The organism is Achromobacter denitrificans NBRC 15125, assembly GCF_001571365.1.
GTDB classification, from domain to species: domain Bacteria; phylum Pseudomonadota; class Gammaproteobacteria; order Burkholderiales; family Burkholderiaceae_B; genus Achromobacter; species Achromobacter denitrificans.
The window spans coordinates 47385-72898 of the sequence record NZ_BCTQ01000028.1 but is presented as its reverse complement, the minus strand read 5'-3'; the positions used below and the strand labels follow the sequence as shown (position 1 = coordinate 72898).

At 68.6% G+C, this 25514-nt stretch carries 24 protein-coding genes; 12 read left to right on the top strand and 12 right to left on the bottom strand.

The window, feature by feature from the left end:
• Positions 1-66: 66 nt before the first annotated feature.
• The 3 genes from murJ (at position 67) to rpsT (ending at position 3327) form a co-directional block, all read left to right on the top strand.
• Positions 67-1626, top strand: coding sequence for a murein biosynthesis integral membrane protein MurJ (gene murJ, locus ADE01S_RS21670; RefSeq protein WP_062683819.1), 1560 nt, complete (start codon positions 67-69; stop codon positions 1624-1626).
• A 191-nt stretch (positions 1627-1817) separates the two neighbouring features.
• Complete coding sequence (locus ADE01S_RS21665) at positions 1818-2786, top strand: FecR domain-containing protein (protein ID WP_062683818.1); 969 nt, start codon at positions 1818-1820, stop codon at positions 2784-2786.
• Positions 2787-3063: 277 nt separating this feature from the next.
• The gene (rpsT, locus tag ADE01S_RS21660; protein WP_006396042.1) at positions 3064-3327 is read left to right on the top strand and encodes a 30S ribosomal protein S20; all 264 of its coding nucleotides are present in this window, start codon (positions 3064-3066) and stop codon (positions 3325-3327) included.
• Positions 3328-3519: 192 nt separating this feature from the next.
• Here rpsT and ADE01S_RS21655 read toward each other — a convergent pair whose 3' ends face one another.
• Positions 3520-4434: a LysR family transcriptional regulator gene (locus ADE01S_RS21655; protein WP_062683817.1), complete on the bottom strand. Its 915-nt coding sequence runs from the start codon at positions 4432-4434 to the stop codon at positions 3520-3522.
• Positions 4435-4549: 115 nt separating this feature from the next.
• On the opposite strand from ADE01S_RS21655, the gene lysA reads away from it, so the two are divergent.
• Positions 4550-5782: a diaminopimelate decarboxylase gene (lysA, locus tag ADE01S_RS21650; protein WP_062683816.1), complete on the top strand. Its 1233-nt coding sequence runs from the start codon at positions 4550-4552 to the stop codon at positions 5780-5782.
• Positions 5783-5859: 77 nt separating this feature from the next.
• Here the strand turns inward: lysA and garL are convergent, their stop codons facing one another.
• The 6 genes from garL to ADE01S_RS21620 form a co-directional block, all read right to left on the bottom strand.
• Positions 5860-6627, bottom strand: coding sequence for a 2-dehydro-3-deoxyglucarate aldolase (garL, locus tag ADE01S_RS21645; protein ID WP_062683815.1), 768 nt, complete (start codon positions 6625-6627; stop codon positions 5860-5862).
• A 94-nt stretch (positions 6628-6721) separates the two neighbouring features.
• The gene (locus ADE01S_RS21640; protein ID WP_062683814.1) at positions 6722-7720 is read right to left on the bottom strand and encodes a Bug family tripartite tricarboxylate transporter substrate binding protein; all 999 of its coding nucleotides are present in this window, start codon (positions 7718-7720) and stop codon (positions 6722-6724) included.
• 103 nt (positions 7721-7823) lie between these two features.
• A complete protein-coding gene (gene araD / locus ADE01S_RS21635; protein ID WP_062683813.1) occupies positions 7824-9569 on the bottom strand; it encodes an L-arabinonate dehydratase in 1746 nt (581 codons plus the stop codon).
• A 54-nt stretch (positions 9570-9623) separates the two neighbouring features.
• Positions 9624-10736: an Ldh family oxidoreductase gene (locus tag ADE01S_RS21630; RefSeq protein ID WP_062683812.1), complete on the bottom strand. Its 1113-nt coding sequence runs from the start codon at positions 10734-10736 to the stop codon at positions 9624-9626.
• A 34-nt stretch (positions 10737-10770) separates the two neighbouring features.
• Positions 10771-11544: a FadR/GntR family transcriptional regulator gene (locus tag ADE01S_RS21625; protein ID WP_087881386.1), complete on the bottom strand. Its 774-nt coding sequence runs from the start codon at positions 11542-11544 to the stop codon at positions 10771-10773.
• A 106-nt stretch (positions 11545-11650) separates the two neighbouring features.
• A complete protein-coding gene (locus tag ADE01S_RS21620; protein ID WP_062683811.1) occupies positions 11651-12580 on the bottom strand; it encodes a dihydrodipicolinate synthase family protein in 930 nt (309 codons plus the stop codon).
• Positions 12581-12799: 219 nt separating this feature from the next.
• Between ADE01S_RS21620 and ADE01S_RS21615 the strand changes: the two genes are divergently transcribed.
• The 3 genes from ADE01S_RS21615 to ADE01S_RS21605 all read left to right on the top strand — a co-directional run bounded on the left by ADE01S_RS21615 (position 12800) and on the right by ADE01S_RS21605 (position 15932).
• A complete protein-coding gene (locus ADE01S_RS21615; protein WP_062683837.1) occupies positions 12800-13807 on the top strand; it encodes a Bug family tripartite tricarboxylate transporter substrate binding protein in 1008 nt (335 codons plus the stop codon).
• A gap of 76 nt (positions 13808-13883) precedes the next feature.
• The gene (locus ADE01S_RS21610) at positions 13884-14867 is read left to right on the top strand and encodes a Bug family tripartite tricarboxylate transporter substrate binding protein (RefSeq protein ID WP_062683810.1); all 984 of its coding nucleotides are present in this window, start codon (positions 13884-13886) and stop codon (positions 14865-14867) included.
• A gap of 102 nt (positions 14868-14969) precedes the next feature.
• Positions 14970-15932 (top strand): 2-hydroxyacid dehydrogenase, encoded by a 963-nt coding sequence (locus ADE01S_RS21605; protein WP_062683809.1) that lies wholly within the window; start codon positions 14970-14972, stop codon positions 15930-15932.
• A gap of 132 nt (positions 15933-16064) precedes the next feature.
• Here the strand turns inward: ADE01S_RS21605 and ADE01S_RS21600 are convergent, their stop codons facing one another.
• The 3 genes from ADE01S_RS21600 to radA form a co-directional block, all read right to left on the bottom strand.
• Complete coding sequence (locus ADE01S_RS21600; RefSeq protein WP_062683808.1) at positions 16065-16298, bottom strand: hypothetical protein; 234 nt, start codon at positions 16296-16298, stop codon at positions 16065-16067.
• A gap of 170 nt (positions 16299-16468) precedes the next feature.
• Positions 16469-17248, bottom strand: coding sequence for a sulfite exporter TauE/SafE family protein (locus ADE01S_RS21595; protein ID WP_062683807.1), 780 nt, complete (start codon positions 17246-17248; stop codon positions 16469-16471).
• Between the two features lie 88 nt (positions 17249-17336).
• Positions 17337-18698 carry a DNA repair protein RadA gene (radA, locus tag ADE01S_RS21590; protein WP_062683806.1) on the bottom strand — a complete coding sequence of 454 codons (1362 nt, stop codon included), beginning with the start codon at positions 18696-18698 and terminating at the stop codon, positions 17337-17339.
• 428 nt (positions 18699-19126) lie between these two features.
• Here radA and ADE01S_RS21585 point away from each other — a divergent pair, with 428 nt between their 5' ends.
• On the top strand, positions 19127-19762 hold the full coding sequence (locus tag ADE01S_RS21585; RefSeq protein ID WP_062683805.1) for a hypothetical protein: 636 nt from the start codon (positions 19127-19129) through the stop codon (positions 19760-19762).
• Between the two features lie 106 nt (positions 19763-19868).
• The gene (hpaR, locus tag ADE01S_RS21580; RefSeq protein WP_062683804.1) at positions 19869-20333 is read left to right on the top strand and encodes a homoprotocatechuate degradation operon regulator HpaR; all 465 of its coding nucleotides are present in this window, start codon (positions 19869-19871) and stop codon (positions 20331-20333) included.
• On the opposite strand, the gene hpaD is transcribed toward hpaR, so the two are convergent.
• Positions 20334-21185 carry a 3,4-dihydroxyphenylacetate 2,3-dioxygenase gene (gene hpaD, locus ADE01S_RS21575; RefSeq protein WP_062683803.1) on the bottom strand — a complete coding sequence of 284 codons (852 nt, stop codon included), beginning with the start codon at positions 21183-21185 and terminating at the stop codon, positions 20334-20336.
• 36 nt (positions 21186-21221) lie between these two features.
• On the bottom strand, positions 21222-22688 hold the full coding sequence (gene hpaE / locus ADE01S_RS21570) for a 5-carboxymethyl-2-hydroxymuconate semialdehyde dehydrogenase (protein ID WP_062683802.1): 1467 nt from the start codon (positions 22686-22688) through the stop codon (positions 21222-21224).
• Positions 22689-22867: 179 nt separating this feature from the next.
• Between hpaE and ADE01S_RS21565 the strand changes: the two genes are divergently transcribed.
• The 3 genes from ADE01S_RS21565 to hpaH are packed head-to-tail and all read left to right on the top strand — an operon-like array spanning position 22868 to position 25503.
• The gene (locus ADE01S_RS21565; RefSeq protein WP_075873296.1) at positions 22868-23911 is read left to right on the top strand and encodes a fumarylacetoacetate hydrolase family protein; all 1044 of its coding nucleotides are present in this window, start codon (positions 22868-22870) and stop codon (positions 23909-23911) included.
• 16 nt (positions 23912-23927) lie between these two features.
• A complete protein-coding gene (locus ADE01S_RS21560; protein WP_062683801.1) occupies positions 23928-24677 on the top strand; it encodes a fumarylacetoacetate hydrolase family protein in 750 nt (249 codons plus the stop codon).
• A gap of 22 nt (positions 24678-24699) precedes the next feature.
• Positions 24700-25503: a 2-oxo-hept-4-ene-1,7-dioate hydratase gene (hpaH, locus tag ADE01S_RS21555; protein ID WP_062683800.1), complete on the top strand. Its 804-nt coding sequence runs from the start codon at positions 24700-24702 to the stop codon at positions 25501-25503.
• Positions 25504-25514 lie beyond the last annotated feature (11 nt).

Sequence of the window (25514 nt, the reverse complement as noted above, 5' to 3'; positions counted from 1 at the left end):
TGCCTTTCGGGCGAATATCCTGTCTTGCGGGGCCAGTCGGCCCCTTTTTCTTTACATAGCCTTCCCATGAGTCTGTTCCGTTCGGCGGCCACGGTCAGCAGTTTTACGCTGCTGTCCCGCATTTCCGGCCTGGTCCGCGACATCCTGGTGGCCCGCGCCTTCGGCGCCGGCCCTATCACCGACGCGTTCTGGGTTGCCTTCCGCATCCCCAACCTGCTGCGCCGGCTGTTCGCCGAGGGCGCGTTCGCCCAGGCGTTCGTGCCGATCCTGGGCGCGGCGCGCAATAATCGGTCGCCCGAAGAAGTGCGCACGCTGCTGGACCGCGTGGCCTTGCTGCTGACCGCGGCGCTGATGCTGATCACGCTGATCGGCATCGTGGCGGCGCCCTGGGTGGTGTCCGCGATGGCCAGCGGCCTGCGCGGCGCCGACCGCGACACCGAATTCGGCGCGGCCGTCTGGATGACGCGGATTATGTTCCCCTACATCTTCTGCATGTCCCTGGTGGCCTTCGCCTCCGGCGTGCTCAATACCTGGCGCAAGTTCGCCGTGCCGGCTTTCACGCCCGTGCTGCTCAACCTCGCGATGATCGCCGCCTGCCTCTGGCTGGCGCCGCGCATGGACGTGCCCATCTACGCGCTGGCCATCGGGGTGATGGTGGGCGGCGTGGCGCAACTGGCGGTGCAATGGGCCGCCCTGGCCCGGCTGGGACTGACGCCGAGGCTGTCGCTGCGGTTCCGCGAAGCCCGGGCCGACCCGACGGTACAGCGCATCCTCAGGCAGATGGCCCCCGCCACGCTGGGCGTCTCCGTGGCCCAGCTTTCCCTGCTGATCAATACCAACATCGCCACCTGGCTGACGCCGGGCAGCGTGACCTGGCTGTCCTTCGCCGACCGCCTGATGGAATTCCCCACCGCCCTGCTGGGCGTGGCGCTGGGCACGGTGCTGCTGCCCAGCCTGTCTGCGGCGCACGCGCGCGACGACCACGGCGGCTACAGCGCCCTGCTGGACTGGGGCCTGCGCCTGGTGCTGCTGCTGGGCCTGCCGGCCGCGGTGGGCATGGCGCTGCTGTCGGACGGGCTGGTCGCCACCCTCTTCCACTATGGCGCCTTCGGCGCCCAGGACGTCGCCCAGACGCGCCTGGCGGTCATTTCCTACTCGGCGGGGCTGATCGGGCTGCTGGCGGTGAAGATCCTGGCCCCCGGCTTCTATGCCAAGCAGGACATCCGCACGCCGGTGAAGATCGCGATCGGGGTGCTGATCGTGACGCAGCTGCTGAACCTGGTATTGGTGCCGCTCATGGCGCATGCCGGGCTGGCGCTGGCCATCGGCCTGGGCGCCTGCCTGAACGCGCTGGCCCTGCTGGTGGGGCTGCTGCGCCGCGGCGTCTACCAGCCCGGCCCCGGCTGGTCGGTTTTCGCCTTGCGGCTGCTGCCCGCGCTGGCGGCGCTGGCGGCGCTGCTCTGGCTCGCCGACGGGCGGATCGACTGGATCGCCTTGCAGGCCCACTCCGGCCTGCGCGTGCTGTGGCTGGCCGGGGTGCTGGCCGCCAGCGGCGCGGTCTACTTCGGAATGTTGTTACTGTTTGGCTTTCGTCCTCGTGACTTCGGACGACGCCCAGCGCGTTAATTTCGGCAATTTTGCCTAGATTTCCCCCAAAAGCCGGCCTAGTGCCGGCTTTTTTTGCACTAGGTTCGTCAAGAATTGACAATCTCCCGGTAATCTTTGGTAAAAACCTTTATTATTTACAAGTCGCCATCGAAAGGACCCCCCGGGAACACATGCGGGGACATGAAGTGAAGTACGCCCAAGGACAACCCATGGCGGACCAAGTCATCAATTGGCTGCTGCTATTGCGCTCAGGCAAGGCAACGGCGCAGGACTACAACGATTTCCTGGCTTGGCGCGCGGCAGACCCTGCCCATGAAAACGCCTGGCAACAGCTGACAGGATCGTTGGAAGGGTCGACTTTCGGCCGGCTCGGCGACGCCTACCCCGCCGGCTACGCCACCAGCGCCGGCCCAGCCTCCCAGACGTTGATCGTACCGCCGCAGGCCGTCGTGCCTCCGCGCCGCCGCTTTCTGGCCGGCGCGCTGGCGCTCGCCGGTACGGGCGCCTGCGCGGCCTACGTCGGCAATGCCTTCTATCCGCTGAGCAATGTCGCGGCGGACGCCGCCACGGCCACCGGCGAACGCCGCCGCTACGTGCTGTCCGACGGCAGCCAGCTGCTGCTCGACGCCCGCAGCCGCGTCAATCTGGATTTCACGCCTGCCTACCGGCAGGTGCGCCTGCTCGACGGCGCCGTCACCGTCTCGGTGGCGCCCGACGCGCGCCGCCCGTTTCTCGTCCAGACGGCCGAGGGCACGGTGCGCGCCCTGGGCACGCGCTACATGGTGCGGCAGCAGGCCCAGCGCACGGTCGTGGTGGTGCACGAGCACGAAGTCGAGGTCGAAACCATGTCCGGCGCCCACGGCACCGTCCGCGCCGGCACCGGCGCCCGTTTCGATGCTTCCCGCATGGACACGCCGCGCGCCGAACTCATGGCGGAAGCCGCCTGGGAAGCCGGCTGGGTCGAGGCCCGGGGCCGCCCCCTGGCCGAAGTGATCGCCGCGCTGCGCCCCTACCGCAGCGGCACGCTGCGCGTCTCCATGGCGGCCGGCGGCCTGCCCGTCTCGGGCCACTTCCCGCTGGACGACACCGACGCCGCGCTGGACACGCTCAAGGACATGATGCCGATCCACGTGCGCCGCTTCACGCCCTGGTTCGTGTCGATCAACGTCGCCACCTGACAACGCCCACGCCCGCACCGTGTCGCGGCGCCCGCTTCGTTGTATACTCATCACGGTGTTTTTATCCAGTAGGCGCCACGGGTTTTCCTCAAGGCAGGAGTTTCCTCCAGGCTTTTCGGGGATCATCCGCAAGGGTTCTCCAGCCCCGGGACTTTTCTCCCAGCGCCCCCCGCCCGGTTGACGGGCGCTCCATCGGTAGGCCTGACATTAAAAGCTTGCAATCCCGTAGGGACTTGCTACAATGTTCGACTTTGCCGAATTCAACTTATATAGCAACATGGCCAATACCGCCCAAGCCCGCAAGCGCGCTCGCCAATCCGTTGAGCGCAACAAGCACAATTCCAGCCTGCGCTCGATGCTGCGCACCGCCATCAAGCGCGTTCGCCAATCCATCGCCGCTGGCGACAAGGCTGCGGCTGGCGAAGTGTTCCAGAAGGCCTCCAGCGTGATCGATCGCGTGGCCGACAAGAACATCATCCACAAGAACAAGGCCGCTCGCCACAAGAGCCGCCTGGCTGCCGCCATCAAGGCGCTGGCCTAAGCCATTCTGCCGCCCTGGTTTCCGGGGCGTCATGAATACGGCAAATAGAAAAGGATGCCCACGGGCATCCTTTTTTGTTGCCGCGCCGCCGCCGGGCCGCCCCCAGGCGGCGCAGCCCCCACGGGGGGCTGCAAGCACGCGTAAGCGCGCGCAGCGTGGGGGCCCTCCCTCTTGCGCGCCCTCTTGCGCGCCCTAGTGCCGCCGCGACGCCAGGCGCTCCTCCACGGCGTCGGCCGCTACCCGCAGCGAGGCCATGAACGCGCCCACCAACGGATTGGCGGGACGATGCTCGGGGAACACCACGCTGACCCGGAACGGAAAGGATCGGACCAGGGGACGGATATGCAGCCCCCGGCCGGCGAAATCCAGCGCCGTCAGCGGGTTCACGATGGCCAGGCCCAGCCCCTGGCGCACGAAGGTGCAGACGGATACCGCGGTGGGCGTCTCCACGATGGACCGCCGCAACACCCCGGCCTGCTCGAAGGCCTCGTCGATCTGGATCCGATAAGGATCGCTGGAAGACAGGCTGACGAAGGCCTGCCCCTCGAAGTCCGCCAGCTCGATCCGCTGGCGCGCCAGCAAGGCGTGGCCGTCGGGCAGCGCGCAGACCTCGTCCACTTCCAGCAGGCGCTCCACCCGCGTGCCGGCCGGCGCCGCGTCGTGTTCGGTCAGGCCCAGGTCGTAGCGCTGGGCAGTCAGCCATTCCTCCAGGAAGGGCGACTCCTGCGTCTCCACGGCCAGGCTCACGCCGGCGTGCCGCTCATGGAAGCGGCGAAACGCATCGGGCAGGATCGAATGGGAGAACGCCGGCAAGGCGATCACCGACAGCTGCCCCCCCTTGAAGGCCCGCAGGCGCGCCGCCGTGGACGCCACGCGTTCCAGGCCGGCATAGGACTGCCGGACCTCGTCGAACAGCGCCAGGCCCGGCATGGTGGGCCGCAGGCGCCCTCCCACGCGCTCGAACAGCGCGAAACCGATGCCCTGCTCCATGCGCGCCAGCTCGCGGCTCACGGTCGGCTGGGACGAGCCCAGCAGCTCGGCCGCCTTGGTCACGCTGCCGGCGATCATCACCGCCCGGAAGACTTCGATGTGCCGATGCGTGAGCATCCCCCACCCCATATCCAAAATGAATCGATCCAGGAAACTTAAGCATTTTACTGGATGACCGAAGCCGGGCATCATGCCGCCTGATTTCACTTCCCCTTTTGAGGTTACGCCAGCCATGGCATTCGATCCGCGCCAACTCACCCAACTCGCCGCCGAACACGGCACGCCGCTATGGGTTTACGACGCCGCCGTCATCCGCGAGCGCATCGCGCAGCTGCGCCGCTTCGACACGATCCGCTACGCGCAGAAGGCCTGCTCGAACCTGCACATCCTGCGCCTGATGCGCGAGGAAGGCGCCGTGGTGGACGCGGTGTCGCTGGGCGAGATCGAACGCAGCCTGGCCGCCGGATTCCAGCCGCAAGGCGAACCGGAGGGCATCGTCTTCACGGCGGACCTGATCGACCACGCCACGCTGGCCACCGTGCTCAAGCACGGCATCACCGTGAACGCGGGATCGCTGGACATGCTGGCGCGCGTGGGCCAGGCCTCGCCCGGCCATCGCGTCTGGCTGCGCATCAACCCCGGTTTCGGCCACGGCCACAGCAACAAGACCAACACCGGCGGCCCGCAAAGCAAGCACGGCATCTGGATCGGCGACCTCGCCGAGGCGATGTCCATCGTGCGCCGCCACGGCCTGAAGCTCGTGGGCATCCACATGCACATCGGCTCGGGCGTGGACTACGCCCACCTGTCCAGCGTCTGCAACGCCATGGTCGACGTGGTGGCGTCGATCGACCACGACATCGAGGCCATTTCCGCCGGCGGCGGCCTGTCGATCCCGTATCGCGAGGGCGATCCCCGCATCGACTGCGACCATTATTTCGAGCAATGGGACGCGGCGCGCAAGCGCATCGCGCAGCGCCTGGGCCACGATATCCGCCTGGAGATCGAGCCGGGCCGCTTCCTGGTCGCCGAGGCCGGCGCCCTGGTGGCCGAGGTGCATTCGATCAACCGCCGCCCCGAGCGCGACTTCGCGCTGGTCGACGCGGGCTTCAACGACCTGATGCGTCCGGCGATGTACGGCAGCTATCACCGCATTTCGGTGCACGCGCCGGACGGCGGCCAGCCGCAGGACGCGCCCGAGACCCGCATCGCGGTGGCCGGCCCCCTGTGCGAATCGGGCGACGTGTTCACCCAGGACGCCGGCGGCGTCATGTCCGACCAGCTGCTGCCCCGTCCGCGGATCGGCGACTTCCTGGTGTTCCACAGCGCGGGCGCCTACGGATCGTCGATGTCCTCGAACTACAACAGCCGGCCGCTGGCGCCGGAAGTGCTGCTGGACAAGGGCGAGGCCCGCCTGATCCGCCGCCGCCAAACCGTGGCGGAACTGCTGGCGCTTGAGGCCTGAGGCCAGGGGCGCGAGCCCCGGACCGCCGGACGCGTCCGGCGCGGGCCGGCGATGCCGCCGGCCCGGCCACGCCGCACTCAGGTGGGGAACGCTTCCCGCAGCGCGAAGGTGGCCTGCTTGAACACGCCCAGGTCGGTTCCCACCGCCACGAAGTGCATGCCCATGTCCAGGTAGCGCCGCGCATCCGCGTGCACCGGCGCCAGGATGCCCACGGCCTTGCCCTGGGCGGTGACGCGCTGGTACAGATGGCGGATGGCCTCCTGCACTTCCGGATGGCCGGGGTTGCCGAGGTGGCCCAGCGCGGCCGCCAGGTCGGACGGGCCGATGAACACGCCGTCCACGCCTTCCACCGAGGCAATCTCGTCCACCGCCTCGATGCCCGGGCGGCTTTCGATCTGCAGCAGCACGCAGATGTTGTCGTTGATGGTCTGCAGATAATTCGGCACGGTGCCGTAGCGGTTGCTGCGCTGCGCGCCCGCCACGCCGCGCATGCCTTGCGGCGGATAGCGCGTGGCGGCCACCGCCCGGCGCGCGTCCTCCTCGGACTCGATGAACGGAATCAGCAGGTTGTAGAAGCCGATATCGAGCAGGCGCTTGATCTCCACCGGATCGTTCCACGACGGCCGCCCCACGGCGGCGCTGGCGCTGCCCTGCAGGGCCTGCAGCTGCTGCAGGAACATCGGCACTTCGTTGGGCGAATGCTCGCCGTCCAGGAGCAGCCAGTCGAAGTCGGCCAGGCCGACGAGTTCGGCGGTGATATGGCTGGACATGCACATCCAGAAGCCGATGAGGCGCTCGCGGGCCAGGATGCGTTGCCGGAAGCGGTTGGGTAAGGGTGAATTCATTGCTGCCTTCGTATCAGGAAAAATCGGAAATCGTGCAAATCGTCGCGGGCACCCGCAAGGGCCGGACGGGGCCAGGCGGGCGCCTCGCGCAGGATCAATCCAGCTTGGCGCCCGACGCCTTCGCCGCCTTGCCCCACTTGGCGATCTCGGCGTCGACGAAGGCCGAGAACGACTTCGGATCGTCCGCCACCACCACGAAGCCCACGCTCTCCAGTTTCTGCCGGATCTCGGGCGAGGACAATGCCTTCACCGTCGCCTGGTTCAGTTTCTGGATCACGGCGGGCGGCGTCTTGGCGGGCGCGGACAGGCCGAACCATGATTCGGCCGAGAAGCCCGGGAAGCCCGATTCGGCCACGGTGGGCGTATCGGGATAGGCGGGGTTGCGCTTGGCGCTCGCCACGGCCAGCGCGCGCAGCTTGCCGGAAGTGACTTGCGGCAGCAGCGTGTCCTGGTTCAGGAACATCACGGAAACGCGGCCGCCGATCATGTCGGTGATGGCCGCCGCGCCGCCCTTGTAGGGCACGTGCACCAGGTCGATGTTGGCGTCCTGCTTCAGCATCTCCATGGCGAGGTGGCCGGATGAGCCGCTGCCGGAACTGGCGTGCGTGTACTTGCCGGGATTCTCGCGGGTGAGCTTGATGAATTCCGCGAAGGTCTTGCCCGGAAAATCATTGTTGGCCACGAGCACGTTGGGCCCGGTGGCCAGGAGCGAGATGTGCGCGAAATCGCTGTTGCGGTACGGCATGTTCTGGTAGACCGCGTAGCTGATCGCGTTGGATCCTACGCCGGACAACAGCAGCGTATAGCCGTCGGGCTCCGCCTTGGCCACCATGTCGGAGCCGATGTTGCCGTTGGCGCCGCCCTTGTTCTCGACGACCACGCTCTGCCCCAATTGCTTGGACAGCTCGGCCGCGAGCAAGCGGCCCACCGAGTCGGTGCTGCCGCCCGCCGGAAAGGGCACGACCAGCTTCAACTGCCTGGCCGGCCATGCGTCGCCCTGCGCCGTGGCGGCGCCCGGCAGGATGGCCAGCGCGCCCGCCGCGGCGGCCAGCGCGATGAGGCGTCTGCGCGCCTTGTGCTTGCTTAGTCCCATGCTTGTCTCCTCTGCTTCTTCGGTGATGGCCGGTGCCGGGCGCCCGGGAAGATCTTGTTGAAACCGGCTGTCTCGCAGGGCGCCCGCCACGCGGGGAAAGGGATCAGTGGATTTCAGGCTCGCCCGCGGCCGCAGCGCGCGTTTCGGTCTGGAGAAAATCGAAATCGCAGCCCGTATCCGCCTGGCCGATGTGCTTCAGGTAGAGCACGCCGTAGCCGCGCTCGAAGCGCGGCGGCGGCGCCTGCCATGCGGCGCGGCGTTCGGCCAGCTCGGCTTCCGGGATCAGCAGTTCCAGCCGCCGCCCGGGCACGTCCAGCGCGATGCGGTCTCCGTCCCGCACCAGCGCCAGCGGGCCGCCGACGTAGGCTTCGGGCGCCACGTGCAGCACACAGGCGCCGTAGCTGGTGCCGCTCATGCGGGCATCCGAGATCCGCACCATGTCGCGCACGCCCTGCTTGAGCAGCTTCTGCGGAATCGGCAGCTGGCCCCATTCGGGCATGCCGGGCGCGCCCTGCGGGCCGGCGTTCTGCAGCACGATGACGCTGTCGGCATCCACGTCCAGGTCCGGATCGTCGATGCGCGCCGCCATGTCGTTGTAGTCCTTGAACACCACGGCGCGGCCGGTGTGCACCTGCAGGCGCTCTTCCATGGCCGGCGGCTTGATCACCGCGCCATCGGGCGCCAGGTTGCCCCGCAGCACCGCCAGCCCGTCGCGTTCGATCAGCGCCTGCGCGCGCGGCCGGATCACGTCCTCGTTGAAGATGCGGGCGCCGGCGATGTTCTCGCCCAGCGTGCGGCCGTCGACCGTGCGCTGCGTGGTGTCGAGCAGATCGCCCAACTGCACCAGCATCGCGCGCAAGCCGCCCGCGTAGTAGAAATCTTCCATCAGGTACTTGCCCGCCGGCCGCAGGTTGGCCAGCACCGGCGTCGTGCGCGCGAGGTGGTCGAAGCGGTCCAGGTCCAGGTTGAAGCCGCTGCGGCGCGCCATGGCGATCAGGTGCACCACGGAATTGGTCGACCCGGACAGCGCCAGCACGGTGCGCACCGCGTTGTCGTAGGAGGCGGCGGTCAGCAGGTCGGAGGGCTTCAGGTCTTCCCAGACCATTTCCACGATGCGCTTGCCCGTCAGGCTGGCCATCTGCGCGTGCCGCGAATCCGGCGCGGGGATGGACGAGGCGCCCGACAGGCACAGGCCCAGCGCCTCGACCGCGCCGGTCATGGTGGAGGCGGTGCCCATGGTCATGCAATGGCCGGGCGAGCGCGCGATGCCGTCTTCCACGCCCTGCCAGTCTTCCTCGGTGATGTTGCCGGCGCGCAGCTCCGCCCAGTACTTCCAGGTGTCGGAGCCCGAGCCCAGCGTATTGCCGTTCCAGTTGCCGCGCAGCATGGGGCCGGCCGGCACGAAGATCGTGGGCAGGTCCATGGAGACCGCGCCCATGATGAGCGCGGGCGTGGTCTTGTCGCAGCCGCCCATCAGCACGCAGCCGTCGGCCGGATACGAGCGCAGCAGCTCTTCCGTTTCCATCGCCAGCAGATTGCGGTAGAGCATGGTGGTGGGCTTCTGGAAGGGCTCGGACAGGCTCATCGCCGGCATTTCCACGGGAAAGCCGCCGGCCTGCCAGATACCGCGCTTGACCTCTTCCACGCGCTGCTTGAAGTGGCTGTGGCAGGGGTTGATGTCGCTCCAGGTATTGATGATGGCGATGACGGGCTTGCCGGCGTAGTCCGAGCGGTGATAGCCCATCTGGGCGGTGCGCGAGCGGTGGCCGAAGGATCGCAGGTCCTTCACGCCGTACCAGCGGTGGCTGCGCAGCTCCTCGGGTTTCTTGCGCTTGTCTGAATGGCTCATGTCTCGATTCCTCTGCTCTTGGGCGAGGGGTTATGGGAAAAAGGGATGGGGGCCCTAGGCGCCGTCCAGCAGATAGGGCGCGCCCGCGCGTTCGCAGATGCCGCGCAGGCGCTCCGCCAGCGCGGCCGGGATGGGAATGCCCTGGCGCAGCCGGCGCGCGCGCTCGGCGGCTTCCGGCTCGCCCGCCACCAGCACGGGCTCGTCGGGATCCGCGGGCGGCGTGTCGTGCATGGCGTCGATCATGTCGTCCATGTCGGACTCGAACGACCCCGCCGCGCGGAAGGCGTCGGGATTGAGCGCCAGGAAGAAATGTCCCACGTCGTCCGGCTCGCCCGGCCGGCGCGTCGGCGCGCGCCGGGCCGCGAACGCGCTGCCGCCGAGCGTGCCGCCCAGGATCTGCGCCATCATGGCCAGGCCATAGCCTTTGTGGCTGCTCATGCCGGCCGTGCCGCCCAACGGCGTCAGCCCGCCTTCGGGGTGCGTGAAGATGAACCGCATGGCGGCGGCCGCGTCGGTCACGGGGCCGCCCTGCCCGTCGACCGCCCAACCCGGCGGCAGCGGCTGGTCCAGGAAGTCGTACACCTTGACCTTGTTGGCCGCGACGGTGGTGGTCGCCATGTCCAGCAGGAAAGGCTCGTTGTACGCGGCCGGCGCGCCGAAAGCGATGGGATTGGTGCCCAGCATGGGCATGGCGCCGCGCGTGGGCACCATGATCACGCCGTTCGCGCTGCTGGTCACCAGCCCGACCACGCCGCGCTCGACCGCAATGCGCGCATAAATGCCGGCCGCGCCGAAGTGATGGGAATTGCAGACCGAGACCGCGCCCACGCCATGCTCCAGCGCCTTGTCCACGGCCAGGTTCATGGCCTGCGCCGCGACCGGGTAGCCCAGGCCGCCCATGCCGTCGATCAACGCGCTGGCGCCGCCGTCTCGCACGATGCGCGCCCGCGCATCCAGCCGCAAGGTGCCGGCGCGCCATTTCTCTTCATACGCCGGCAGCATCGAAATGCCGTGCGAATCGATGCCCAGCAGATCGGTGCCGGCCATCAGGTCCGCGGTGGTGCGGGCCAAGTCCTGCGCCATGCCCCAGGCCCGCAGCACCTGCAGGATCTGTTCGCGGACCTGCTCCACCGGCACGTCCGTCACGATCGCTCCATTACCTCGCACTCTGGTCTCCTGTCGTCATGGGCGGGCGGTGGAATCAGTCGCGGTCCCGGTCCACCAGCCGGTGGCGGGCCTGGCCCAGGTGGAATTGCATGGCGACGCGGGCCCGCTCGCTGTCCTGCTCGCGGATCGCGTCGAGGATGGCGGCGTGCTCGTCCACCACCCGCTGCGCGCGCTGGCGCGAGCCGGTGCGGGTCAGGTTGAGCGTGAGCCGCATGAAGCCGCTGATGGATTCGTGGATGCTCTCCAGCACGCCCAGGTAGAAGTCGTTGCCGCTGGCTTCGGCGATGCTGGCGTGGAACGCCAGGTCCGCCTCGGCGGAGACCTGGCCGCGCGCCAGGCTGTCGGCGAAGGCCGCGTGGGACTCCTCGATCTTCTTGAGCTGCTCGTCGGTGCGGCGCAGCGCCGCCAGGCGCGCGGCGTCGCCTTCCAGCGCGACGCGGACCTCCTGGGCCCGCAGATAGGCGCTGACGTTCTGCACGTCGTTGAAGGTCTTGAGGCGCGGCGCGGGCTGGTGGCTGACGAAGGTGCCGAGCCCCTGGTGCGCGGTGATGAGGCCGTCGGCGCGCAGGCGCAGGAGCGCTTCGCGCACGACCGGGCGCGACACGCCGAAGCGTTCGGATATTTCGTTTTCGGAAGGCAGCTTGTCGCCGACGTTCAGCCCGCCGGACACGATCTGCTCGAAGATCTGTCCGTAGAGCTGATCCGCCAGCCGCACCCGGTGCCCGCGTTCGAGCACCAGCGCGCCGTGGGCGTCCGGCTCGGCCGGCGCGTGCGCCGCGGGCGGGGATGATGGTTTGGATCGGGCCACGGAACCTCCTCGATACTAGGGCCTGTTCACGGGGGCGGAACAGCGCTCATCGTACCGTCATTGCGGGAATCCGTGCCCGCGTCCGGGTCAGCCGCGAGGCGCATGGTCAGGCCGCCGCGGCTTCCCTGTCCCAGGCGGCCAGCGCGCGCGCGGCCGGGGCCACGCGTTCGCGGTCGGCGCCGGACAAGCCCGTCAGCAGCGGCAGCATCGGCCCCATGTCGGCAACGCCGGAGAGCGTCACGGCGTCGTGCAGCACGCGGATCGGGCTGATGCCGTCGCGGCAATCTTCCAGCGCCAGGTATTGTTGGCGCACCGCTTCGGCTTCCTCGTAGCGGCCGTCGCGCAGCAGATGCAGCAGGCGCATCGACCCTCGCGGCGCGATGCAGACCGATCCAGAGGTGAAGCTCTTCAGGCCGAAGTCGCGATAGTGGACGATGGCGGGGCGCTCGCCGATGCCGCTGACGATCCAGCGCGCATCCACCGCCTGCAGCAGCGACGACAGGTAGGCGTCGCGCGAGGGATCGTCGCGCACCACGGCGTACTTGAACACGACGACGCGGCCTTCCTCGATCAGGCGCGCGGCGGTGGCCGGCGCCAGGTAGTCGGCCGACTTCAGATAGATCACCGCCGGCTTGCCCAGCGCGTCCGTGAAGCGGCGCACGCCCTCGGCCAGGCCCGCGTCGGTGTAGGGAAAGGACATGGGCAGCAGCATGGCCGTGGGAAACGCGCGCGAACGCAGGATCGCCGCCTGGTCCATCATCTTGCCGTAATCGGGCCCCACCGAGGGCAGGATCCAGGTGTCCGCGCCCGCCAGCTCGGCCAGCATGTCCACGATGCGCGCGTACTCGCTCACGGCCACGTTGTAGAAGTTGGCATTCCCGCCGTACATCACGTTGCGCACGCCGCCGGCTTCCAGGTGGCCGAGCAGGGCCTGGTTGGCCTCCACGTTCAAGGACAGGTCGTCATGGCGCGCCAGCGGCGGCACGGCGATGACCGAACGCTGCAGGTCCTGCGGGGTGACCGGGGAAATTTTCATGAGCGGGCTCCTGGCTGCGGGGGGCGGATGGCTGGGGTGAAAAAAGTATACTTGGTTGACAAGCATAACCTCAATACATATATTTGTTTTACAAGTAGAAGGCAGCATCAACGCAGGGCGCCGCGGGCGTCCCGCGGCTTGAAAGCCTCGGGCGATGCCAGGGGCGGAATACCCCCATCAACGATGCGCGGCCACGCGCACACCGAGGAGACGAATTCCATGCATGCAGCCCCTGTGCGAGGCCGGTCCGCCGCGGCCGCCCTGTTTGCCGCGGCCCTGGCCGCCATCGCCCTGCCGGCCGCGCCGGCCCTGGCGAACTACCCCGAACGCGAAGTCAGGATCATCGTGCCCTTCCCCGCCGGCGGCACGACCGACATCGCGGCGCGCGTCGTCGCCGCGGAGCTGGGCAAGACCTGGAACAAGCCCGTGGTCGTCGACAACAAGGCGGGAGCCGGCGGCAACGTGGGCACGGCCGAGGCGGCGCGCGCCACGGCCGACGGCTACACCCTGCTGATGGGCACGGTCAGCACGCATGCGATCAACCAGTCCGTCTATGCCAAGCTGCCCTACGATCCGGTCAAGGATTTCGTGCCGGTCACGCTGGTCATCCCGGTGCCCAACATCCTCGAACTCAATCCCGCGTTCGCCGACCGGCACGGCATCCGCAACGTCGCGGACCTGATCAAGTACCTGAAGGCCAACCCCGGCAGCGTCAACATGGCGTCCACCGGCAACGGCACGTCCACGCACCTGTCCGGCGAGCTGTTCCAGAACATGACGGGCACGCGCATGACGCACGTTCCCTACAAGGGCAGCAGCCCCGCGCTGACCGACGTGATGGCCGGCTCGGCCGACCTGATCTTCGACAACCTGCCCTCGTCCATGGCGTTCCTCAAGAGCGGCAAGCTGCGCCCGCTGGCCGTCACCGGCTCCCAGCGCTCGCCCGCCCTGCCCGACGTGCCCACGATGGCCGAGGCCGGCGTGGCCGGCTACGACGCGTCCAGCTGGTTCGGCCTGCTGGCGCCCGCCGGCACGCCGCCGGCCGTGGTCGACAAGATCCAGCGCGACGTGGCGGCCGCGCTGCAACTGCCGGCGGTGCGCGCGCAGCTGCAGGCCCAGGGCGCCACGCCCTCGGGCAATACGCCGGACCAGTTCAAGCAGTTCATGGCGCAGGAGACCGCCAAATGGGCTGAGGTCGTGAAGAAATCCGGCGCCAAGGTCGACTGACCCGGCGCCGATCCGGGCCCGTCCGCAACGCGTGGGCGGCGGGCTCCTCACATCATCGCGCGAACCTGGAGACACCATGAACAGACTACTGAGCGCCGTTGCCGTGACGGCCGCCGCGGCGGGCGCCGCCCTGCCTGTCGGGCCGGCCGCGCACGCGGCCGGCTATCCCGACAAGCCCGTCACGATGATCGTTCCCTTCGTGCCGGGCGGCTCCTCCGACATCACCGCGCGCTCGGTCACGCCCGCGCTCACCAAGCTCCTCGGGCAGACCTTCGTGGTCGAGAACAAGCCCGGCGCGAACAGCGCCATCGGCGCGCAGGCGCTGGCGCGCGCGACGCCGGACGGCTACACCATGATGGTGGGCTCGATCGGCACCTTCGCCATCAACGAAGCCCTGTACAAGACCCTGTCGTACAACCCCAGCAAGGATTTCGAATACCTGACGCAGGCGGTACGCAATCCCAACGTGCTGGTCGCCTCGCCCAACTTCCCCGCCGCCACCGTCGCCGAACTGGTGGACTACGCGAAGAAGAACCCGGGCAAGGTGTCGTACGCATCCTCGGGCACGGGCTCCTCCGACCACCTGTCGGCGGTGCTGTTTCGCCAGCGCACGCAAAGCACCGGGGTGGACGTGCCCTACCGCGGCGGCGGCGCCGCGATCGCCGACCTGATCGGCGGACAGGTCAACGTGTCGTTCCAGAACCTGGGCGCGGTCCAGACCCACATCAAGGCGGGCAAGCTCAAGGCGCTGGCGATCACCGGCGACGCGCGCGCCGCCGACCTGCCGGACGTGCCGACCCTGACGGAGGCCGGCATCAAGGACATGGTGGTGTATTCCTGGCAAGGCTTCGCCGTGCCCAAGGGCACCCCCGCGCCCATCGTCCAGCAGTTGTCCAAGGCGCTGCAGACGGCCCTGCGCGAGCCCCAGACCGAGAAGACGCTGCAAGGGCTGGGCTTCGAGGTCGTGGCGAACACGCCCCAGCAATTCACCGCGTTCCAGCAGGCCGAGGTGAAGCGCTGGAAGGACGTGATCAAGCAGGCCAACATCCAGCTGGAATAGCGCCGCGATCCGCGGGCCGGGATGCCTCGCGAGGGCATTCCCGGCCTGATCCGGAGCCGGATCAAGTAGCATCGGTATTTTGCCACCCACCTGTACGACAACATGACCACCAAGCATCGCATCATCCAGGTCGGCTCGCTGGCCGGTTCCCCCACCGCCAACCGTAGCCTCGCGGAGCGCTACGACATCGTCGAGCTGTGGAAGTACCCGGACCGCAAGGCCGCGCTGGCCGAACACGGCAAGGGCATCACCGCGGTCGTCACCTCGGCCAACCACGGCGCCGACGCCGAACTCATCAACGCCCTGCCCGACCTGAAGGCCATCTGCAGCTGGGGCGTCGGCTATGAAACCATCGACATCCAGGCCGCCAAGCAGCGCGGCGTGCAAGTGAGCAACACGCCCGACGTGCTGACCGACTGCGTGGCGGACCTCGCCTGGGGCCTGCTGATCGCCGGCGCCCGCCGCATGGGCCAGGGCGAACGCTTCGTGCGCGCGGGCCACTGGGGCTCGGGCCAGGTCCACGGCAGCATCCCGCTGGGCCTGCGCGTCAGCGGCAAGAAGCTAGGCATCGTGGGCCTGGGCCGCATCGGCGAAGCCATCGCGCGGCGCGGCGCGGGCTTCGACATGGACATCCGCTACCACAACCGCCGCCAGCGCGACGACGTGCAGTACGGCTACGAAGCCTCGCTCACCGACCTGGCCCGCTGGGCCGACTTCCTCATCGTGGCGACGGTCGGCGGCGCCGGCACGCGCCATCTGGTGAACCGTGAGGTGCTGGAAGCGCTCGGCCCCGCCGGCATCATCGTCAACATCGCGCGCGGTCCGGTGATCGATGAAACCGCGCTGGTCGAAACGCTGCAGGCCGGCAAGCTGGGCTGCGCCGCGCTGGACGTGTTCGAGCACGAGCCCAAGGTGCCCGAAGCCCTCGCCACCAGCGACAACGCCGTGGTGCTGCCGCACATCGGCAGCGCGACGCTGGAAACGCGCCTGAGCATGGAGAACCTGGTGCTCGACAATCTGCAGGCGTTCTTCGAAACCGGCCGCGTGATCACGCCGGCGGAGTAAGCGGGCGGGCCCGGCCCGCCCAAAAGAAAAAAGCCTCCCGGCGCCCATACCGAGAGGCTTTCGACTTTCCGGCCCCCGCGGGAACCGGATGTCGTTTGCGCAAAGGAACCCGGGCCTCGCGGCCCGATGCGATTACTTGGCCGGCGTCGCGCTGCCGGACTTATCCATCTTCGCGGCCCCGCCCGACTTACCCGCCTCGTGCTTGGCGGAGGATTTGTCGGACTTGTGATGCTTGTGCTGCGCCTGGGTCTTGGTTTCACCCGACTTGGCCGAGGCATCGGCCGCATACGCGCCAGGCGCGGCGGCCAGGCCGAGGCACAGGGCCGAGGTGGATAGGAACGCAGCGATACGGGAGTGAGTCGTCATTTCATGAACTCCTGAATGTATAAGGCCTGAGCCTTTTTCCGACACGGGGCGGCAACATCGCCGCTTGACCCGTACCGGTTGGAGGCCGCCCCCTCAGGAAGGTTCAGCGTGGAACCATAAATTTTCGGCCGCTAACGGTTCGAAATGGGTTCGACATCTGGATGCAAGGATCAGCTCTCGAACGCGAGCAGCGCCACGGTGGCGAACAGCATGAGCGCGAAGCAGGCTCTCAGCTTTCGTTCAGGAAGCCGGTAGGCCAGCTTGACGCCCACCGGCACGAACAGCAGGCTGCCGATCGCCAGCGGCGCGCCCACCAGCCAATCGGCCTGCCCCGCCCAGGTGTAGGTGATCAGCGCGATGGTGGAGCCGGGAATCACCATGCTCAGGGCCAGCGCCTGCGCGGTGGTCTGCGGCAGGCGGAACACCGTGGTGATGATGGGCACGGCCAGCACCGCGCCGCCCACGCCGAAGAAGCCGCCGAGCGTGCCGCACAGGATGCCCAGCACGCTGGCGCGACGCGGCGTGAACACCGGCGCCTCGCCCTTGGCCGCAGGCTTGCGCGCGGCGGCCGGGCGCGAGGCGCGCCAGGTCTGCCACACGTAGAAGAGCGCGATGAAGAACAGGAACACCGCGAAGCTGCGGCGCAGGATGCCGGAATCGATGCCCAGCGCCAGCCGCGCGCCGACCCAGGTGAATACCACGGCGCCCGCCGCGCCCGCCAGCGCCACGCGCTTGTCGATGCGCACCTGCTGGTTGTACTTGCGCACCGCCATCATGATGGTGGGCAGGACCATGATGAGCGCCGTGCCCTGCGCCAGCTGCTGCGACATGCCCATCAGCAGCACCAGCGCGGGAATCGCGATCAGGCCGCCGCCGATGCCCAGCACGCCCCCCATGAAACCGATCAGGCCGCCGGCGGCCAGGCAGGCGGCGATAACTAACAGACTCAAGTCTTGCTCCAGCAGGCCCGGCCAATCGGAGGCGGGCGATCAGAATACGGATTCGGGAAACGCCGCCGGGCCGCGCCGGCCCGCGGCGTCAACGCAGTTTGTCCAGCGCGGCGTCCAGCCGGTCCACGGCCCAGATCTCCAGCCCCTCGATCGGCTGGCGCGGCGCGTTGGCCTTGGGGATCAGGGCGATCGAAAAGCCCAGCTTGGCCGCTTCGCGCAAGCGCTCCTGGCCGCGCGGCGCGGGCCGGATCTCGCCGGCCAGGCCCACTTCGCCGAACGCGATCAGCCCGCGCGGCAGCGGCTTGTCGCGCAACGAGGACATGATGGCCAGGAGCACCGGCAGGTCGGCCGCGGGCTCGGTGATGCGCACGCCGCCCACCGCGTTGACGAAGACGTCCTGGTCGAAGGTGGACACGCCCGCATGCCGGTGCAGCACGGCCAGCAGCATCGCCAGCCGGTTGCCTTCCAGCCCCACCGTCAGCCGGCGCGGGTTGGGCGCGTGCGAGGTATCGACCAGCGCCTGGATTTCCACCAGCAGCGGACGGGTGCCTTCCTGCGTGGCCATGACGCAGGATCCTGCCACCTGCTGCTCGTGCTGCGACAGGAACAGCGCGGACGGATTGGCCACGCCGCGCAGCCCCCGGTCCGTCATCGCGAACACGCCCAGTTCGTTGACCGCGCCGAAGCGGTTCTTGAAGGCGCGCACCAGGCGGAACGAGGAATGCGTGTCCCCTTCGAAATACAGCACGGTATCGACGATGTGTTCGAGCACGCGCGGCCCGGCCAGCGCGCCGTCCTTGGTGACGTGGCCGATCATGACGATGGCGATGCCGGTCTGCTTGGCCAGGCGCGTGAGTTGCGCCGCGCATTCGCGCACCTGCGACACCGAGCCCGGCGCCGCGGTCAGCTCGCCGCTGTAGAGCGTCTGGATCGAGTCGATGACGGCCACGGTGGGCTTCTGCTCGGACACCGCGGCCTGGATGGCCTCCAGCCGGATTTCGGCCAGCAGGTTGACGTTGCCGGTCTGCAGGCCCAGGCGCCGCGCGCGCAGCGCCACCTGCTCGGCGGATTCCTCGCCCGTGACGTACAGCACGTTGGTGGTGGTCGACAGGGACGCCAGCGCCTGCAACAGCAGCGTGGATTTGCCGATGCCGGGATCCCCGCCGATCAGCACGACGGCGCCGGCCACCAGGCCGCCGCCCAGCACGCGATCGAACTCGTCCAGCCCGGTGGGCTGGCGCGGCGTTTCGCGGGCCTCGATCTCCGACAGGCTGCGCACCGGGCTGCTCGACGCCAGCGGCGCGTAGCGGTGCGAGGCCGCGGCCGGGGACGAGGACTCCAGGGTTTCTTCCAGCGTGTTCCAGGCGTTGCAGTGAGGGCATTTGCCCTGCCACTTCGGGGTAGTGCCGCCGCAATCGGCGCAGACGTATACGGTTCGGGATTTGGCCATGCGCGAAAGTTTACCGGCATCCACCCTCGCCCGCCCGGGAGAACGCGACCGATCGCGCGCGCCGTTCCCCCCGCGCGCACCGGTTTGGCGCGCCAAGCTGTCGATCTGCTTTCAGAAAGCGGGCCACATCGAGGTTACATGATGCAAACTCAAGAAATTTCCTGCCGGATTTCTCTCAAATCGCGCATAATCGGCAAGTGCAGCGCATTGTCGAACCGCCCGGTCCAGGGCGGCATACCCGAAGCCGCATGCCCGCCAGGGCGCGGCAACGGGAATCGCGGCGCATTCACCCGCGGCTTTCCAGGAAGCCGCCTCAACCGGAACAGGACCCGAGCTGCGACGAGACCGCCGGATGAACCGGCGCGGCGCACGCGGAGGTCAAACGCGGATGCGCCCTGCCACCAGGCGTATGCGCGAGGAGTACGCGCATGAGCATTACCTACCGCCCCCCCTTCGATGAAGACGATGAACGGGACCTGCGCGCGCTGTATCGCCGGCCCGGCCCCACCGCCAATCCCGAGCTGGACGCGGCGGTGCGACGCAGATGGCATCCCGGGCACAGCTGGCATCCCGGCTGGGGCGCCGCCGCCTGCGCCGCCATGGTCATCGGCCTGTTCGCCTGGACCGACATGCGTGAAGCGCAACAGGATTTCGCCGAGCAGGCGACGCAACTGATCGCCCCCGAATCGGGCGCGAGCCAGGAACGCGCCGAGGCCCCGCCGTCCGTCCGGCCCGAAGCGCCCGCCGCGCAGCCCGTCCCCGTCATGCAGCGTGAAGCCGCGCCCGCGGCCGAAGCGCCCGCGCCCCAGGCCGCGCCGGCCCAGGAAGCGACGCCCGCCGCCGGCCAGCAGCCGGCCGAGGCGCAGCAAGGCGAAGCCGCCGCGGAAACCGTGCCGCCCTTCGGCGACGCGGACATCGAGGCCCGCGTGGCCCACATCCGCTCGCTGATGCAGGCCGACCAGCAAGACGACGCCGTGCAAGCGCTGCGCGAATTGCAGCAGGGCGCGCCCGACCTGACCCTGCCCGACGACCTGCAGGAACTGGCCGACCAGAATCCGGCCTGAGCGCCTCATCCGGCCCCGACTTCCGGCCCGCCCGGCTCGCGGGCCGGATGGCCGCGTGCCGGCCGCGCCAGCGGGAATTTGCCGGGCTTCTTGCTAACATACCCGCATGAGTCCGAGCTTCCACCACCGCAATCTTCCCCACCTGCTGCTTTACGCGCGTGAAACGCTGATGGCGCATTTCCGTCCCATCCTGCACGCGGCCGGCGTCACCGAACAACAATGGCGAGTGTTGCGCACGCTGAGCGAAGTGGGCGCGATGGAGCCCAACCAGATCGCGCGCAGCTGCCAGATCCTCAGCCCCAGCCTGACCCGCATGCTCGCGGGCATGCAGGAACAGGGCCTGATCAAGCGCGCGCGTTCCAGCGCCGACCAGCGCCGCCAGGAAATCTCGCTCACGCCCAAGAGCAGCAAGCTGATCGACCGCATGCGCCCTCAAGTGGACGCGAAGTACCAGGAGATCGAAGCCCGGATCGGCAAGGAGTTGCTGGACCGCCTGTACCGGGACGTGGACACCATGGTCGACCTCATCAAGCGCGACGCCGACGCGCCGCGCGCCCCCGAGGAAGGCTGATCAATCCGGCACCGGGAAGATCGCGTTGATCTGCCCCGTGCCGGAACTGGTGAAGTAATCGGTGACGATCTCCACCGGCCTGTCGTATCCATCCCAGCCCAGCAGGCCCAGCAGCATGGCGGTATCGTGCATGCCGCCCTCGCCCACGCACAGCTCGGCGTACTCGGGCAGCATGGCGCAGAAGGTCTTCCAATCCCCCTGCCGCCACAGATCCACCACCCGCAAGTCCACCTGCCGGAAGAACTCGCGGCTGATCTGGTGCATGGCGGCCTCGGGGCTGCCGTTATCGTTGAAGCGGTGCGATAGCGAACCGCTGGCCAGCACCGCCACGCGGCTGTCGCCGGCCTCGATGGCCTGGCGCAGCGCGGCGCCGAAGCGCCGGCTTTCGTCCAGCGCGTGCCAGGCGCACCATGCCGCGGCCGACACCACCTTGAAGCGGCCGTCGCCGTTCATGTAGCGCATCGGCACCAGCGTGCCGTACTCCAGCTCCAGGCTGTCGATTTCGTGCGCGCGCGCGCCCACGCCGGCGGCGGTGGCGCATTCGGCGATGCGGCGCCCCAGCTGCGGATCGCCGCGATAGGCGTAATCCATGTCCTTGATGAAATGCGGCAGTTCATTGCTGGTGTAGCGGCCCTTGAAGCCCGCATTGCAATTGACGTGATAGCCCGCGTTGACCAGCCAATGCACGTCCAGCACGACGATGGTGTCCACGTCCAGGTCGCGGCACCGCTGGCCGATGATGCGGTGCCCCTGGATCGCGGCCTCCCGGCAGCCCTGATGCTTGCCGGGCAGTTCCGACAGGTACATGGACGGCACATGCGTTACCTTGGCCGCCAGCGCGAGCTTGCCCATGATGTAGTCTCCTCGTTCTTGTGAATGGGGCTGGGCTCAGACGCCCCATTTCGGGATGTGGTGGCTGCCCATCGACACGCACACGTTCTTGATTTCGGCGAAGACCTCGTAGCTGTATTCGCCGCCTTCGCGCCCCGTGCCCGATTCCTTGGTGCCGCCGAAGGGCTGGCGCAGGTCGCGCACGTTCTGGCTGTTGATGAACACCATGCCGGCTTCGATGCCGCGGGCCAGGCGATGCGCGCGGCCGATGTCGCGGGTCCAGATATAGGAAGCCAGGCCGTACTTTACGTCGTTGGCCAACGCCAGGCCCTCGGCCTCGTCCTCGAACGGCAGCAGGCAGGCCACCGGGCCGAAGATCTCTTCCTGCGCGCAGCGCATGCGGTTGTCGACGTCGGCCAGCACCGTGGGGCTGACGAAGTTGCCGCCGGCCAGGCTGGCCGGCAGCCCTTCGGGCCGCCCGGCGCCGCCCGCGAGCACGCGCGCGCCTTCCTGCTCCGCGAGGCGGATGTAGCCCGTGACCTTCTCCCAGTGCGCGCGCGAAATCATCGCGCCCACGTGGGTCCGTTCGCCGGTGGGATCGCCCACGACCAGGCGGCGGGCGCGTTCGGCGAAGCGCCGCACGAAGTCGTCGTACAGGGTCCGCTGCACGAAAATCCGCGAGCCGGCGGTGCAGCGTTCGCCGTTGAGCGAAAAAATGGTGAACAAGGCGGCGTCCAGCGCCCGCTCGACGTCGGCGTCGTCGAAGATCAGCACGGGCGATTTGCCGCCCAGCTCCATCGAGTACTTCTTCACGCCGCCGGCGCTGGCCAGGATCTTCTTGCCCGTCGCGGTGCCGCCGGTGAAGGAAATCGCGCGCACGCCGGGATGGCGCACCAGCGCGTCGCCAGCGGTGGCGCCATAGCCCTGCACCACGTTCAGCACGCCGGCGGGAATGCCCGCCTCCAGCGCCAGCCTGCCCAGCTGGTCGGCCGTCAGCGGCGAGAGTTCGGACATCTTCAGCACGGCGGTATTGCCCAGCGCCAGGCACGGCGCGGTCTTCCAGGTGGCCGTCATGAACGGCACGTTCCAGGGCGACACCAGCGCGCACACGCCCACCGGCTGGTAGAGCGTGTAGTTGAGCATCTGGTCGTCCACCGGATAGGTGTGACCGTTCATGCGCGTGCACACTTCGGCGAAGAAGTTGAAATTTTCGGAGGCCCGCGGAATCAGCTGCTTGCGGGTCTGGGAAATGGGCAGGCCGGTATCCCGCGTTTCCAGTTCGGCCAGCATCGGCACGTTCTCGTCGATCAGCTCGCCCAGCCTGCGCATGAGGCGGGCGCGCTCCTTGGCGGGGGTGCCGGCCCACTTGGGGAAGGCCGCGGCCGCCGCCGCGACGGCGGCGTCGATTTCCGCCTGGCCGCCCGCGGCCACTTCGTCGATGGCCTCTCCCGTGGCCGGGTTGGTGGTAACGAAGCGGTCGGCGCTGTCGACCTGCCTGCCGTTGATCCAATGCTTGATGCTCACGCGCGGCTCCTTGGCCTGGGGCTGCGCCGGGCGGGCCCGCGCAGCAATTAATTAACACGTTAACATTATGCTTACGGCGCAGTGCTGTCAACGCCGGGAAACCCCCAGCCGGCCGTTGCCGCCGCGGGGTTTTTTCATTAATATTATTAACATGCTAACTATCTTGATCGGAGCAGGCCATGCCCCATATCTGGATCGAATACTCGGGCAATCTGGCCCTGGATACGCGAACGCTGATGCGGACCGTGCAGGACGCCGCCATCGGCGACGGCAGCCTGTTCCCGCTGGCGGGCGCGCGCACCCGCGCCCTGCGCGTGGACGACTACCTGATCGTCGACGGACATCCGGACAATGCCTTCGTGCACGTGACGCTGCGCATCGGCCACGGCCGCAGCGATGAACAGAAGGCCGCGCTGGGCGCGCGCGTATTCGAGGCCCTGACCGCGGCGCTGGCGCCGCAGATGGCCTCGCGTCCGCTGGGCCTCTCGATGCAGATCGAGGAAGCCCATCCGGTGCTGAACTACAAGCTCAACAATTACCGCGAGCATCTCGCCGCGCGCGCGGCCGCGGCGCCCTCCCCGCGCACCGTGGTGGGCGTGGCGCTGAACACGCCCGAGGCGCTGGCCGCGCTGGGCGACGCCATCGAGGCCGCGCCCTACAAGAGCGCGCCCAAGGCGCCCGTGCTCTACATCAAGCCCGCCAACACCTATGCGCGCGACGGCGCGCCCATCGCCCTGCCGCCCGACGTGGCGGAAGTCGAGGTGGGCGCCTGCCTGGCCGTGGAGTTCGCCCGCCGCGCCACCCGCGTCGACGCCGCCGACGCCCTGGACTACGTGGCGGGCTACCGGGTGGTGGCCGATCTCTCGGCGCCGCACGCCAGCTACTTCCGCCCCGCGCTCAAGCAGAAAAGCCGCGACGGCTTCTGCCCCATCGGCAGCGCGCTCGCGCCCGCCGCGTCGATCGCCGACCCCGACGCGCTGGACATCGAAGTCCGCATCGACGGCGCGGTGGCCCAGCGCGCCAGCACCGCCGGCCTGATCCGGCCGGTGGCTCAACTGATCGCCGACGTCACGCAGTTCATGAGCCTGGAGCCGGGCGACCTGCTGCTCGTCGGCGTGCCGCCGGGCGCGCCGCGCGCGCGCGCCGGCCAGCGCTACGACATCCGCATCGCGCAGGTGGGCACGCTGAGCAATCCGCTGGTGGCCGCCCAGGCCGGCCTGTGATCCAAGGAATCCCGCCATGAAACATGCCCGCATTGCCCTGGACGGCGTCATCCACGCCGCGACCGAAGCCGGCCCCGGCCGCCTCCGCCTGGCCGACGGCCGCGAACTGCCCGAGGAGGCGGTGACGTGGCTGCCGCCCATCGAGCCGCGCACGACGTTCACCCTGGCCATCAACTATGCCGACCACGCCAAGGAACTGGCGTTCAAGGCGCCGGAGGAGCCGCTGGGCTTCCTCAAGGCCGCCAACACCTTCATCGGCCACCGCGGGCAGACGCTGCGCCCCGCCGACGTGGAATTCATGCACTACGAGTGCGAGCTGGCGGTGGTGATAGGCAAGACCGCGAGCAAGGTGAGCCGCGCCCGGGCCTACGACCACGTGGCCGGCTACACGGTGGCCAACGACTACGCGCTGCGCGACTACCTCGAAAACTGGTATCGCCCCAACCTGCGCGTGAAGAGCCGCGACACCTGCACGCCGCTCGGCCCCTGGCTGGTGGACCGCGACGACGTGCCCGATCCCATGAACCTGAACCTGCGCACCACCGTCAACGGCGTCGAGACGCAGCGCGGCAATACCCGCGACATGGTGTTCGACGTGCCCGCGCTGATCGAGTACTTCAGCAGTTTCATGACGCTGTCGCCCGGCGACCTGATCCTGACGGGCACGCCCGACGGCATCGTCAACGTGCTGCCCGGCGACGAGGTCGTGACCGAAATCGAAGGCATCGGCCGGCTGGTCAATACGCTGGCCCCCTACCCGACTTGAATCCCTCTCCACAGGAATCCCCATGCTAGACACTTCTACCGTGCGCGCGCTGGCCGCGCGCCTGCACGATGCCGAACGCGCGCGCACGCAGATCCGCCAGATCTCGCTGGACTACCCCGACATCGATATCGCCGACGCCTATGCCATCCAGCGCGCCTGGATGGAGATCAAGCTCGGCGAAGGACGCGTCAAGCGCGGCCACAAGATCGGGCTGACCTCGCGCGCCATGCAGCAGGCCTCGCAGATCCAGGAGCCCGACTTCGGCATGCTGCTGGACGATATGTTCTTCGACGACGGCGCCGACATCCCCGCCGACCGCTTCATCCTGCCGCGCCTGGAAGTCGAGCTGGCCTTCGTGCTGGGCAAGCGCCTGCAAGGCCCGGACGTCACGCTGTTCAAGGTGTACGACGCGGTCGACTACGTGATCCCCGCGCTGGAGATCATCGATGCGCGCTCGCACGGCATCGACCCCGACAGCAAGCGCCCCCGCAAGGTGTTCGACACCATCGCCGACAACGCGGCCAACGCGGGCGTGGTCATGGGCGGACGCCCCGTGAAGATCGGCGAGCTGGACCTGCGCTGGATCGGCGCGATCCTGTCGCGCAATGCCGTCATCGAGGAAACCGGCGTGGCCGCCGGCGTCTTGAACCATCCCGCGAATGGCGTAGTATGGCTGGCAAACAAGCTGGCCGCCCACGACATGGCGCTGGAGGCGGGCGAGATCATCCTGTCGGGTTCCTTCACCCGGCCGGTGGCGGCCCGCCCCGGCGATACCTTCAACGTCGACTACGGCGCGCTGGGTTCCGTCAACTGCCACTTCATTTGAGCAATCCGTCG